Origin of the sequence: Halorientalis marina, from assembly GCF_023028345.1 — an archaeon.
Taxonomy (GTDB): domain Archaea; phylum Halobacteriota; class Halobacteria; order Halobacteriales; family Haloarculaceae; genus Halorientalis; species Halorientalis marina.
Map to the genome: position 1 here is coordinate 856,546 of NZ_CP095487.1, position 12,762 is coordinate 869,307.

Annotated in this window: 8 protein-coding genes; 2 read left to right on the forward strand and 6 right to left on the reverse strand. The window is 59.5% G+C overall.

Annotated elements, in window-relative coordinates; translation table 11 throughout:
* Positions 1 to 714: 714 nt before the first annotated feature.
* From MUG96_RS04470 to MUG96_RS04495, 6 genes are all read right to left on the reverse strand, one after another.
* Positions 715 to 2,832: a HEAT repeat domain-containing protein gene (locus MUG96_RS04470; RefSeq protein ID WP_246986890.1), complete on the reverse strand. Its 2,118-nt coding sequence runs from the start codon at positions 2,830 to 2,832 to the stop codon at positions 715 to 717.
* A gap of 249 nt (positions 2,833 to 3,081) precedes the next feature.
* On the reverse strand, positions 3,082 to 5,823 hold the full coding sequence (locus MUG96_RS04475) for a hypothetical protein (protein WP_246986891.1): 2,742 nt from the start codon (positions 5,821 to 5,823) through the stop codon (positions 3,082 to 3,084).
* Between the two features lie 241 nt (positions 5,824 to 6,064).
* Positions 6,065 to 7,303, reverse strand: coding sequence for a hypothetical protein (locus MUG96_RS04480; RefSeq protein WP_246986892.1), 1,239 nt, complete (start codon positions 7,301 to 7,303; stop codon positions 6,065 to 6,067).
* Between the two features lie 52 nt (positions 7,304 to 7,355).
* Complete coding sequence (locus MUG96_RS04485; RefSeq protein ID WP_246986893.1) at positions 7,356 to 7,949, reverse strand: hypothetical protein; 594 nt, start codon at positions 7,947 to 7,949, stop codon at positions 7,356 to 7,358.
* A 165-nt stretch (positions 7,950 to 8,114) separates the two neighbouring features.
* A complete protein-coding gene (locus MUG96_RS04490) occupies positions 8,115 to 10,085 on the reverse strand; it encodes a hypothetical protein (RefSeq protein ID WP_246986894.1) in 1,971 nt (656 codons plus the stop codon).
* The gene (locus MUG96_RS04495; RefSeq protein ID WP_246986896.1) at positions 10,085 to 10,660 is read right to left on the reverse strand and encodes a helix-turn-helix domain-containing protein; all 576 of its coding nucleotides are present in this window, start codon (positions 10,658 to 10,660) and stop codon (positions 10,085 to 10,087) included. The genes MUG96_RS04490 and MUG96_RS04495 overlap by 1 nt, the downstream gene beginning before the upstream one ends.
* Before the next feature lie 774 nt (positions 10,661 to 11,434).
* On the opposite strand from MUG96_RS04495, the gene MUG96_RS04500 reads away from it, so the two are divergent.
* Both MUG96_RS04500 and MUG96_RS04505 read left to right on the forward strand, forming a co-directional pair.
* Positions 11,435 to 11,860, forward strand: coding sequence for a dual specificity protein phosphatase family protein (locus tag MUG96_RS04500; RefSeq protein WP_246986898.1), 426 nt, complete (start codon positions 11,435 to 11,437; stop codon positions 11,858 to 11,860).
* Positions 11,861 to 12,064: 204 nt separating this feature from the next.
* Positions 12,065 to 12,754 carry a metallophosphoesterase family protein gene (locus tag MUG96_RS04505; RefSeq protein ID WP_246986900.1) on the forward strand — a complete coding sequence of 230 codons (690 nt, stop codon included), beginning with the start codon at positions 12,065 to 12,067 and terminating at the stop codon, positions 12,752 to 12,754.
* The last annotated feature ends 8 nt before the right edge of the window (positions 12,755 to 12,762 follow it).

Genomic DNA, 12,762 nt, shown 5'->3' on the forward strand with positions numbered 1-12,762 from the left:
AGGTGATAGTGGACGCTCAACCGGGCAGATATCGCGGGGAAAGCGCCTGAATCACCGTTTCTTCGTCTTCGAGGCAGGCTCGAGCTGCCTGTCGCACGAGTGGGACGCTGTCGGATGTCCGTTGGCGAAGAAGTGGTTCGATCGCGTCGCGGACGGACGGAACCGCCGCGATGAGTTCCTGGCAGGTCCGGACTGCCCTCCAGCGAACCTTGTAGTCGTCGTGACGGAGCGCACGATTCAATCGGACGAGGAGTTTACTGCGATCCGGCAACGAGCCTCCGCCGTTTCCATCTGCATTTCCTCCGCGGAACGCATTGACGAGTTGCTTACCTGCTCGCCGGCGAACCGCACTATCCGAGTGGTCGATGCGAACGTCTGTGACGTTTGCCGAGGTGGTGGGAGTGGACATGCATTTCCTCCATCACTGTTGTTGTCTCTCACTGTATAAAAAACTAACTCATATTTAGTAATTATAAGATAGTGATAGACCATACGGTGGCTTGAGCACCTGAGGGAAGAAGTGGTTCTCAGAGGATTTGAACCTCCGGCTCGTCCGTGGATTACGCGCAGACGTCCTGCAGTCAGGGACTGTGCCTGCGCGTACGGCCGTGTGTTAAGCCAGACTACACCATTGAACCGCTATTGCTAATTATAGCTAATAGTTGGTATCTATTAAATCTTGTGACGGGTACCACTCTGTGTGTTCGGGGTTACTCAGGTGCCAGCTAACTGTGAACGGACTTCCAGGGCCCGTATCTGGAGGCCAGTCGGTGTTTCGCCGATCAAAAGTCGCTGAAGTTTAGTTTCGAGATCTTCGGCAGTCGGACTTCTCGGGAGCGTACTGAGCCCAGCGAGAAGAGACTGGGAAACCACGGGCCGATCCGGGTCGAGCAAGGTTGCGACCCGAGAAGAAAATCTTGACAGGATAGCTGCTGCATCTGGTATCGAGGTACACAACTGTTCCAGTCGATCTGCGTCTTCTTGGTCTTGGAGACCATCGAGTTCGATGGCAGTGAGCAGGATGTCAAGAGTCTTCGCGTAGTGATGTGATGGCAGATCATCTTGGACTGCCAGAGTGGTGAGTCGCCGTGCCGCCCACCGCCGAATCTCGGAATCTGGATCCTCAAGCGCCGCAGTCAATGTCCGGCAGGCGGTCTCACCAAGCGATTCAAGACGCCCCGAATCCACTGCCAGGTCTACCAGTGCTCCCGCAGCTTCGATGCGCAGGTCAGGATCATCGTCGTCGAGCGCATCCCGTAATGTATTCACGGCCATACTCCGGGACCACTCGGGAACCGTCTTCGTAGTCGTGAGGTCGGCGAGTGCGACCGCTGCCCACGTCCGGACTGGTGAGGCGTCGTCCTGAAGTACCGTCTGCAACGCATCAATTACCCGCTCTCGATGCGCTTGTGGCATTCCCTCATCTACAACCAGATCCGCGAACGCGTGTGCTGCCCAGGTCCTGACGTGTTCGTCGTCGTGATCCAGTGTGTCTTCCAGAAGCGCTAGCATACGGTCACGATCTGCAGCGGTGAAGGTCTCCTCGACCACGTATTCGGAAAGCGTTCCAACGGCCCCGAGTCGATGCAAGAGGTTGTCAGCCTCAAGTGCAGCGGCAAGCACGTCGAGAGCACGGGTCCGGTGTCCAACTGGGAGACCACCCTCTATCGAGAGGGTAGGAAGTATTTCGGCAGCGTGGATACGCAGACCAAGGTCGGGGTGCCCAAGTGCCACCTCGAAAACATTGAGTACAGTTGTATGCTGGCCTGTCGGCGGAGTACACCGGGCGAGGTCGGTCAGCGCGACCTCGATGTCCTCGGATGAGAGTTCGCTCGCGCGCTCAAGCGCTTCAGTTATGACTGTACAGGCTTCAGAGAGATGATCTGTCGTACCGTCCGCCGTGTCGATGAGCTTCAACAGGAGTCGAGCAGCTCGCAGTCGAACGGACAGTTCTGCATTGGCGGCAACGTCCGCAATGTCTGCTTCGAGCTTGGCGGGATCGAATAGACTGTCTGGTAGCCTGGCCGCCTCCTCGAAGCTTTCGACGGAGTTCATCTGGCGAAGCACTGGTTCGACGGGTGAGTCGGCATTCGGGTGTACAGGTTCCGTCGCAGTGTGCTGTATGAGCACCCACAGAGCGAATGCTGTCTCACTGCCGGCCTGGCCTTCGAGAAACGACTCCCACGTCTGGATCGGGTCGACCATCGAACTCCGGTCGCTTGCCCGATTGATTACGTGACACCAGATACGGACACGATCGTCGTCAGTGACTGCACAGCGCTGGAGCGTCGACCGCGAAACCGTATCGATCACGTGGGCATGTCGGTCGTCGCTCGCGAGGAAGGCGACGGCGGCGAGTAGTTCGCTCAAGCGGTCGGTGTCGTCGGTCCCGGCTATGACACGGTCGATCACGACGCCCGAGGCAGGACTGGTCTCGACAGCACTGTTGTCAGCAAGGTGTTCGGCGACACAGTCGGGTGCCATAGCCGCTAACTCGCCGAGTGCGACGAGTGCGTCTTGCCGTGCGGACTGTTCGATTGTGTCGTCACTGAGGACGCGAAGGACCGCTGTCGACGCGGAATCGATCACCTCAGCGTCACCAGCCACGCGATGCTCCTGGGCCATATCAGTAATGACAGCGAGTCCACGTCGCAATATCTTCGTATCGTACTCTCCCGGGAGGACACCTCGCCCTTTGCTCTGGAAGGCAGCAGCGACATCGGTCACGGTTCGGACGATGGCTGGCAGGAGGTCGATCACCACTTCAGGGTGCGTGGTTGCCAGCTGTCTCGCGTCGCCTAGTGCATCGGCACGAACCGCGAGTTCACCCATGCTCGGGGAAGACCGGACGCCCCCATCCAATCTGCGATAGATGCGTTCGGACCGCTCCTCGGGGGTCCGAACGGGATTGTCGGTTTCTATGGGTTCGGGATCAGTCACGGTTCAAGGCTGTATAGAGTAGTTATCTGTCGAAAACAGCCTACCCACTTGACAGCTCTGGACCCAGTACGATACAATGCCCAAGCAATCGACCACAATCGTCAGTTCAAGAGAGAACCGAACGACTTCACAACCATGTTCTTACCGCTTATTCGGAAGTGAAGAACTGATTTCCAGCGCCTGTACCTGGAGTTCGACGGGGACGTCGTCGGCCAGGAGACGCCGGATGTCGTCTCGTATCGACACAGGGGTGGTAGCATTCGAAGCGGTAACTGAGCGGAATCCTGCAAGGAGATCCCTGCAGACGGCTGGCGTATCGGGTGTCAGATGAGCACTGTACCGGGCGCACCGCTGGGCCCCAGACTCGGCAAACGCGTCGGGGTGAGCGCGACAGAACCGTTGGAATCCGTCGGCACTCGCTCGTCTGATCGGTTCTCTGTTCGACTGTTCCAACCCTGAGAGGAATCCGTCGTGAACGGACGCAAACGAACCGGTGGGGAGTGCATCGTGCTCGGCGAGGTCCCCGAGACACTCGAGCGCTGGAAAGATAGTATTGGACTCGCCGTCGGCTGTTTCGATGATGTCGACGATTACGTCGACGGCGTCGTCGAGGAGCTCCGGCGTGACTGTCTCGAAGGATGCCAGTCCCTCGATGACCCCGATAACGCGATACGTCGACAGCGAGGAGTGACCATCACGGGCTACATCAGTGACGAGGGCCCGGGCACGGTCGAGGTCGCCAGGGCCAGCGACTGGCGTATCCGCGAGGTCGACGAGTCGTCGAGCCGTCCGGAGTCGGGTCGAGGACTGATCGGATGCGGGGAATGTGTCTCCGGCTTCCGGGACTGCGAGGCTCTCGGCAGCTTCCATCGTCAACAGGCCGGGTGTGCCCAGCAACCAAGTGAGCGGGTTGGTTCGGCTGTAGCTTTCCGTCATGCACTCGTTCAGCGCGTCCATCGCCTGGCCGAGCGCGGACGGTGTGACGGACGGACGATGTGCTGTTGCGTAGAGTCCCCAAGCGGCGAGCGTCCGGACGCTCGCCGCCCCGTTGCTCTCGGTTATGTCTTCGAGGGCCGTGATCGCCAGCCGAGCGTCTCCCGTCGACCGTGACTCGCGCTGTGCGACCCGAACGAGTTGCCAGACTGCCTGGAAGTCGTGAAAAAGCGGATCGTGGTCACGAGCGATGTCTGCGAGTTCGCGTACGGCGACCTCCTCGAGGTCGCCGTTCGCGGTGTCGGTCGTCGAGTCCTCGACGATAGATTCGGCGGCCGCCAGTCGAAGACTGGTGTCGTCCGCGGTCGTGAGCACCTCGGTGACCGCTGCAACTGCGCGGTCGCGTTGCTCGGCGGTCACACTGCAACGCCGGACGACGCGTAAGAGACCCCGTACCGACTCGGTCCCAACGCGAGTTTCGGCGGTGCCGCTGGCCGTCTCCGCGAGCGTATCCACGACGAGGTCGACGTCCTCGTGACTCGCCGACATCCCGTCGACCACCGCGAGTGTGGACCTGATCGCCTCGCGTCTGACCGCGGGCTCGTTCTCTCGGTCGCGCGCACAGCTACACAATCCGTCGAGTGCCGTTGCCTGATGGGCCGCCTCGCACTGGCCGATCTCTGCGACGATCGCCAGACAGCTGGCAGTTCGTCGCTGGACAGCAGTATCGTCGGCTTCAGTCACGACCTCGGAGAGGGTGTCCACGGCCGCCCCCAGCGTTTCCAGGGCCGCCACGAAGGTTTCCGTCGTGACGCCATCGGTCTCCACCAATCGGAGAAGCGTCCTGGCGGCTGTCACCCGGACACTGGAATCTGCCGTATCGAGCGCTCGTTCACTCAAGACGACATACGTCGGCGTATCGAGGAGCGTGTTCGGGTATTCGTCGGATGCGATCAGACCATCGGGAGCGTATGGTTTCTGCAGTAGCGTCTCGAAGTCCCCATAATATTCCTGTATTGTCTCGTTGTCCGCCTCTGCGAGCAGCCACCACAGCAGGGCTTCTTCATCTGATAACGCATGCTCGCTGCCATGGATGTCGAGTAAATCCCGAAGCACCCAGACATCCACTGGCGACTCACCGTACACAGCCAGTTGTGACCTCCCGAACAGTTCGGTCGTGACGAAGTGGAGCCACCCCTGGACGAGGAAGGCGTCTCTCCCGCTCGGCATTTCTGTGGCGAGTTCGCCGACCACACGTTCCGGTTCACTGAGTACGAGTCGGGAGAGACCGGAGACGAGCCCCCGCAATTGATCGTAGCCGGCGAGGACTGCAAGCGACTGGAGCACTGTGATCAGCCGGTCGGTATCCGTCGTGTTGACGAGAATCGCTTCGATCCGGTCGCTGTAGTCGGGGATACCGTTTGGCTCCCCAGTTGTCGACTGGAGTCGTTCTGCGGTCCGCCTCGGCAGTGCCGCCCCACAGGTGCTGAGCACGACGAGAGCGTGTTGCTGGGCAGTCAAGGCGGCGTCAGTTTCGAGCACCGCCACGACGGCCGAGATGACGGACTCCAGTCGTGAAGCATCGCCAGCGACAATCCGTTCGGACCCCAGTTCTTCGAGTATGGCCATCCCGTCGCGCCGAATGTCGGCCTCGTACGACCCGAGCAGGAACGCCCTGCCCTTGCTGTGGTACCCTGGAGTCACTGCGAGCACCGCCTGGGCGATGTCTGGTACGAGTCTTGCCGCTTGCTCCGGGTCTGTGGTCGCCAGTTCTCTGGCCTCGCGCAATGCCTCGGCAGAGGCGGCTATGGTTCCGGTCGGCGACTCGGCGGACACCTCGACTGCCAGTTGTGACTCGATTGCTTCCCGCCGCTCAACCGCAGACAGTCGCGTCTCTTCAGTCGAATCGCGAGATGCGGCGGCACGCTGTCCGTCGGTCGGTTCAGTCATGGGTGACTCCTGCTGGCGCTCCGCGCTCCCCACACAGCGTGGAGTGGTCGTGAAACGAACCTCGAGGCTGTGCCCACGAGCCCGAGGGGGTGTGCCTGAGCTGTGGAACCATCGGTCGACGATGAGGCAACTGGTATACTCGACCAATCGGCGGGCTGTAGTGAAACTGTTGCTAGGCGATTCGTTCTGTGGGCCTCACGCGTCGTTCGCACGGGGGCAGACGGGATTCGCATCGGACTGCTCACCCCGAGTCGTCCGCGGTACGGAGGCGCGAGACCAGTTCGTGAAGCTGGCGGTTGGCGCGCGCGACCGTCGTTCGCCGTCCACAGGTCTCACCGCCACAGTGTGCCACCGAGACAGCACAGAGCGGGCAGCGTAGCGGTGTGCGTTCCGAGCCGCTGGCCACCTGCTCGAACACCTGTCCCAGAAGGCCGTCGTAGAACAGCGCCTCACGCCACAGCCGACGGTAGGAACCCACACTCTCGTCGACAGTGGCGGAATCGACCCACGGATTCACGAGATGGGCGGTGTCACCCGTCGCGTGCGGATAGATGACACCGCCGTATCGTGCCTGTCTGAAGAGTCGATACAGGGCCCATCCGCGCAAACGGACCTCGTTCGGGTGACCCCCCAGTTCGGGGGAGCCGGTCACCTGCTCCAGTTCCCGGGGTCGTGTGACGAGGGCACGCGCTGACGCGGAGATGTGACTGTCGACGGTTCCCCTTCGGTCCGGTTCGGCGTCCCACAGCTCCCGGTGGACCTCGGCGTACAGGTCGCGAGTCGTCCACTGCCGTGGAGACGGGACGGAAACGAGGAGGTCCGCGGCGCGTTTCAGTCTCGATCGCAGACGCTCCGCAGCATGGCCGGATCGCTGACCCTCGGTTCGCACTTGGTTCGGTGGGGGATTCAACAACACTCTGACGGCGATCTGGACCCCTCGGTCGGACGTGGCCGCGTCGATACGGTCGAGCTGCGTCCAGATTTCGTCCCCTCCCTCCGTGGCGGCCCTGAGATCCTGCAAGCCACCGAGCTCTCGATAGACTGCCCCGGTACTGTCGATCCCCGACAGTGCCGACAACTGTGAGGCAATTCGCTCCCTGAACTGCTCGTCCTCGTAATAGGGCCTGAGACCGACGCAGGCACCTGGAGTCGCCAGCGAGCGGATCCACTGGCACAACTGCGTTCGAGTCTGGTCCAGCGCCAGGAGGTCCGCAACACGGTCCTCGGTCGGTTCCTGCCGCGTGATCTCTCCGAAGACGCTTCGGAGGCGACTCTCCACCCGTCCGAGCTCCAGTACCAGGGACGTCTGCTGGTGCCGACTCACCTCGAGTCCGAACATGACGGCCGGCAGAGTCGATGGCTCGCCGCAGTCACCATCGATCCAGACCCGCGAGCCGGCGAGGTCGACTCCAACGGAGAACTGTCGCTCACTGCTGAGTGGAAGGCAGAGCAGGTGGTCGCTACGATGAGGGTCAATCATAACCCAGGTTGATCTCTGGCATACCTGATGGTCGACACTGCGCCAGTTCCGGTCATTCAGTCGGCTCGTCGGTCGAGACCTCAACACGGTGGACGAGGTCCTCGTGATGCGCCGAACGCTGTGTCGACTGTTCGTCGCCGTGTCGATCAGTTCGGGTCTCGCTACTGGATGCGCTCCCGTCACTGGCTCCGGTTCGGGTGGACTTTCCAGTGGGGCTCCGCGCCTGCTCGCCAGATCGAGCCTGTTGGCCAGTCTGCGAGGCTGTCGATTGTCTGGACCGGGTTGTCGCCCCGTGGTGTCCCCAGTTGCGCCCCTGCAGTTCGCTGACCTCCGATTCGAGCTCCCTGAGCTGTTCTCGATGAGTCTCGATGATTGCGTTCTGCTCCGCGATTCGTCCCTCCAGGTCGCCGACTGCAGTGACGAGACTGCTTCGCTGGCGACGATTGTACTGGGTCAGCAACAGGGCGAAGGTCAGGCCACCAAACAGTGGCCCGACGAGGGCTAGCGGGAGTTCTTTCGGTACGTCCGTGATCACGTCGATGAACAGCGCACTACCGATGGCCACGAGCCCCGCCACGACGAGGATGGCCATGAAGAGCCCGCTTCCGTCGTTTGCGTCAACCGATGTTTGAGTGTTCGTTGTCATGGATAGGTTGTGATCGCTGATTGTGTCACTCCACCTGAGATGCAAGCGAACCGTTGGGACTAATAGTAAATAAGTATTGGGTATTATTTACTAAACTCCACTATCTGCAATGGTCGTCAGAGAGCAGTGTCGACATGGCGGTGACCCCGTGAGTGCAGTGGTGGGTCAGATCGGTTCGGTGACTCGGTTCCCGCGTCGCTTCCGCGTCATTGCGAGCACGAGCGTTGGGAAGGCGTTCTCCAGTGCCCTCTGTTCTGCTTCGAAGTCACACTGATTCGACCCACAACTACTGTCCCGACTCACGCCACACAGCGGACAGCCACTCGCATCGGTGTCCGGGTGCTGAAGAAACCCTCTGAGGAATGCCTCGAAGAACGGTTCTGCGTCAGCCGCCTCTGCGTCTGCAACCACCTCGTCGAGGGTCGATCTCGAGACATCATAGCCTTCGGACAGTTGCTGGGCGAGTTCGTCGACACCATCCTTCGAATCGCGGAACGTGCGTTGCAGACAGGCGTCGGCGATGGTACTCCAGTCCCGTGAGACATGTTCGAGCCGCATGATCGTCAGGAACGCGAACGCGTAGCGTTTCCACAGGGCCGGATACGAGTCAACATCCGGGTGTCGGTCGGACTCGAAACTAATTGATTCCTCGCTGGCCGGCCCCATCGTATAGGGGTTGACCAGAAAGTTCGTCTCCTCATCACTCAGTTGAAATATAGCCCCGCCGAAGTTTCCTTTGGCGCGAAAGCTATCGAAGAGAATCTTCCCGAGAATACCACCGTTCTCGTCCAACGTGTCTACATCGCTCGTTCGCGGCGTGGTCGCCTCCGCAGGGAAATCAAGTAACGGTATCTCGAGATCTTTGATCGTCTTCATCTGGTCCAGGTCAACGTCGTAGACCCGTTCGACCAGCAGCCGGTGCAGTACAGTCTGGTCCAATTCGGCCGGATGCGTTACCTCGTCACTGACCGTCTCAATTTGGCCTTCCTCGAGGTCGTCCTGGATGGAACCGACCTCGCGATACATACGGATGAAGATAGACTCAATTGTGGTATATTCGTCTCTGGATCCTTCGCGTCCGGCAGGCAGTACCTCGTGAGTGAGGAAATCGTCCGTCTCGGGCGAAGCCCCAATGCCCGACTCTTCGACGAACCTCGCGAGTGAATCCATCGCCCCCACGTCGAGATTGTCTACGTTCAGATGTCGATTGTCAGTATGGTGGCTCAGTGGAACGATGGGATACGGCACGTCGAGTGTGGCGTTTGCGACTGCCTCGGCGACGGACTGGCCATCCCTCCGTTCGCCACCCAGTTCCTGATCGCTGAACTCCTCTGTAATGTGATTCAGCGCGTAGTATATTGCAGAGTTCGTGTAACCTTCTGTCGCTTCCGCAGGGCTCGTCTCCCTTCCTGTGTTTTCCACGTGGCCGAGGATATTCTTGTCCACGTCCTCGAGCAACACCTTGTACAGAATGTCAGCGGCCGCGTCGTGTTCCGCGTCAACCTGTAGTTCGTAGCCCTCCTCGCTCAGGAGATCGGAGTTCGAGTTCTCGAGTTCTTCGATCAGCACGTCCGGTTCCATATCGCTACCTGCTATCGAGTCCGCGATTCGTCGAAGATACGCCTCGTCGGTGGCTCCTGTCGGTGCGATTTCGGAAGCGATGTGGAACTTGTCGACCGCCTCTCGAAACGACGAGATTCCGTCGAGCGTCTCCAGGACGTATTTGTTGGCGAGGAATTTGTCGATCAGATCGATCTGCTCTTCGAGTTCCCCAACGCGAGGGTCATCGCGTGTCAGCGTCGAGAGCAGCGCCTCACTCGCTGCGATAGCAATCTGAGCTTTCGTTCGCGTGAGTCCGTTATTCTGCCAATCGAGATGGAGGAGTTCCTCGCGTGTGTGCAATGCGTACGTCTTGGTCATCTCGACCTTGCTCGAACTCGGTCGATACAACCAGAGCAGACTGATCTCGGGATAGATGATTGCAAAGGGTGCGACATCGAAGTGCCACTCGGGATGGGTTGGCCAGTCGGCCAATCCAGCGATGTCGTATTCTGGGCCCTCGCTTTCGACCGCTGATTCACTGCCGGTGGGGGCGCTCGCTTCGGGAATGACTGCCCAGCGATCACCCGTCGTCATCATTCCCGCTCCTGTTTGATCTGGTTGGCAGCAGCGATCAGTTCGTCTGGCCCCTGAGACCGCCGGCCAAGGAACCGGAGCACGTCGTCGACGAACGACGGGTCGACATCCACATCGACTGTCTCGCTGCTAACCGGGTGGCCCTCGTCCGGTAACGCCGCCTCTCCACCGACACCCTCGTCACGATCTCGAGCTCGCGCCTGGTCCTCCGATTGGCCGTCTACTGGGTTCGCAGTCGGTTGTTTGACGCTGCTCGTCTCCTCGTCACGCTCCGCTGACGATTTATCACTCCATTCGTCTTCCAGCTCGGCCGCAACCCGTTCGCCGAGGTCAGTCGTCCAGTACAACGTCGCGCCACCGCCACTCCCTTCCATCTTCTCGACGAGCCCCTCCTCCTGCAGCGTTTTTAAGTTCATATAAAAATTTCCGCTCGAGGTGTCTTTGCGCGCCTGGATTGTTTTGAGGACTTTCGACGGACGCACCTGTTCGCCGCGTTCGTGCAACTCCCGAAGTATCTCTTCACGAACGTCCGAACTCTTCACCTTCAGGACCGAGTCCTTGATGTCATCGTCCATGGCGGGTGTTACTTTGACATATGCTTAAGGTTTTTGTGCTTTTTCTGAGTTTGCATTAGTCTATTTAAATTCGATCCCGTAAACAGTCTACCGTCCACATTCGACAACTCCAATCACTGACGGAGTCCATCGGAGTCTGACTGGAGAGAGGAATACTACAAGCTATAGGTTGTCACTTCGAAGTATTAATTAGTAATAATAGCTTATTAGTGGACGGATGACATCCAGATCAATACTCACGAGTTGTCCAGATCCGGGCTGTGATGGGTCGATACGCTGTACTGTCCCGTCGGTGGGTCGTGTTCAGTCGCTGTGGATAACAGATGAGCACATCACGGTATCGAATGACACACCATCAATTGTCGATCTGGATTCGAGCATCTGCTCCGGTTGTGGTCGGCTCGTCCGGGTCAGCTGGAGCAGGTTGGACAAATCAACACGGGCAGAAGGCATTAGAATCCCCTGTTCAAACCAGGCCTGCGAGAACCGGATACGGAAATGTCCGGGTGAGCACATCCAGATTTCCGCATCTCCCTTCAGGCCGGATGACGAAACTACCACTAAAGGAAAAACGGTGTGTGACGAGTGTGGCGAAAGCACGTACTTCGCGGAAGCAGCGAATGTCCCTGACGTGATCCACCTGCAGATACGCTTCCTCCCCGGCGCCAGATAACAGCCACCGCATCGAGAACAGCGCGAGCTCCAGGCCGTGTCGGTCAGAATCGGCCACGAGACAGCCACACATTCAATACGAACTGCCTTGACTCACGACCAATGGACGAGATCTGCTCCGGTCTGTTCGTCGGGACAACGAACGAAGCAGGAAACGAGGTCCTGCTCCGTGAGTGTGGTGTAGATAGAGTGGTATCACTCACGCACGGAGGTCCCGAGACTGGGTTCCCGTCCGGTGTTTCTATCGACAAGGTTCCAATGAAGGACGGACCGAGGAACGAAAGGGACCGTTTCGAGTCGGCAGTCGAGGAGGTTCTCTCGGGATTGTGCTCGAGCGATAGTGTGCTTGTGCATTGCTCGCGGGGTGCTTCTCGCAGTCCGGCAGTAGCGGCTACCGCTCTCGCTATTCACCGAGGGATCAGCATCGACGAGGCGTTCAAGCAGGTGGCAGCCCACAGGGAGGAAACCGATCCACACGATGCGTTGGTACGGCGAGCGGCAACAGCGTCCCACACGTTCCAGCAGTAGCATTCGGGGAACAGGTATCCAAGGCATTCGGCCCCTGCCGTGTCGACATCTCGGATGTGTTTGCCATACACCTGGCTATCGAGAAATGTGGAGATTCAGGTGAGTTCCAGGGGTCTGTCGGATGGTGGCTGGGTGATGACCTCGCGAACAAACCGGCGGAGTTTGAAAGGCCCCGAGCGTCTACCTGAGACAGGTGAGTGACGAGTGAAGATCGGCCTGCTGTCGGACATCCATGCGAACCGACCGGCTCTCGAGGCTGTTCTGGACGATATGCCGACAGTGGACCTGCTGGTCTGTCTCGGAGACATCGTCGGATACAATCCGTTTCCCGCAGAGTGCGTCGAAATGGTTCGACACGAGTGTGACGTGGTACTGCAGGGAAACCACGACCGAGAGGTCACGAATCCGGAGCGCTATGACAACAACAGACAGGCCAGAGCGGGGCTGAAGTATGCCCAGCGCGAGTTGCAAGACGAGCAGATAGAGTACCTGCTGGCGCTTCCAACCCAGCAGGAAATCGGAGAGTTCCTGGCAGTTCACAGCCATCCGACGAATCTGGATGAGTACGTGTTCCCGAAGGACTTCCCGAAAATGCGGCCGTACCTGGAGGACCACGACGGCATCTTCCTGGGTCATACGCATCTCCAGCACGAGGCGGTTATCGACGATAGACTGATCGTGAATCCGGGCAGCGTCGGTCAACCACGTGACGGGACGGCAGCGCGCTACGCAGTCGTCGACGCCGACACCCACGAGATTTCCGTCTACAGCACTGAATATGCCATTCAGGAGGTCACTCGTGAGATCAAGAGGACAGGGCTTCCGGATGCGACCGCTGAGCGGCTGACCCCCGAAGACCGAGGACGGCGTCGGGACCGGAACCCCTGGCGGTGAGCCCGCCA

What these genes read in the sequence shown, in the direction of transcription:
- MUG96_RS04470 (WP_246986890.1), bottom strand. Translation starts at nt 2,832, where the DNA reads ATGGGTGAACTCGCGGTTCGTGCCGATGCACTAGGCGACGCGAGACAG.
- MUG96_RS04475 (WP_246986891.1), bottom strand. Translation starts at nt 5,823, where the DNA reads ATGACTGAACCGACCGACGGACAGCGTGCCGCCGCATCTCGCGATTCG.
- MUG96_RS04480 (WP_246986892.1), bottom strand. Translation starts at nt 7,303, where the DNA reads ATGATTGACCCTCATCGTAGCGACCACCTGCTCTGCCTTCCACTCAGC.
- MUG96_RS04485 (WP_246986893.1), bottom strand. Translation starts at nt 7,949, where the DNA reads ATGACAACGAACACTCAAACATCGGTTGACGCAAACGACGGAAGCGGG.
- MUG96_RS04490 (WP_246986894.1), bottom strand. Translation starts at nt 10,085, where the DNA reads ATGACGACGGGTGATCGCTGGGCAGTCATTCCCGAAGCGAGCGCCCCC.
- MUG96_RS04495 (WP_246986896.1), bottom strand. Translation starts at nt 10,660, where the DNA reads ATGGACGATGACATCAAGGACTCGGTCCTGAAGGTGAAGAGTTCGGAC.
- MUG96_RS04500 (WP_246986898.1), top strand. Translation starts at nt 11,435, where the DNA reads ATGGACGAGATCTGCTCCGGTCTGTTCGTCGGGACAACGAACGAAGCA.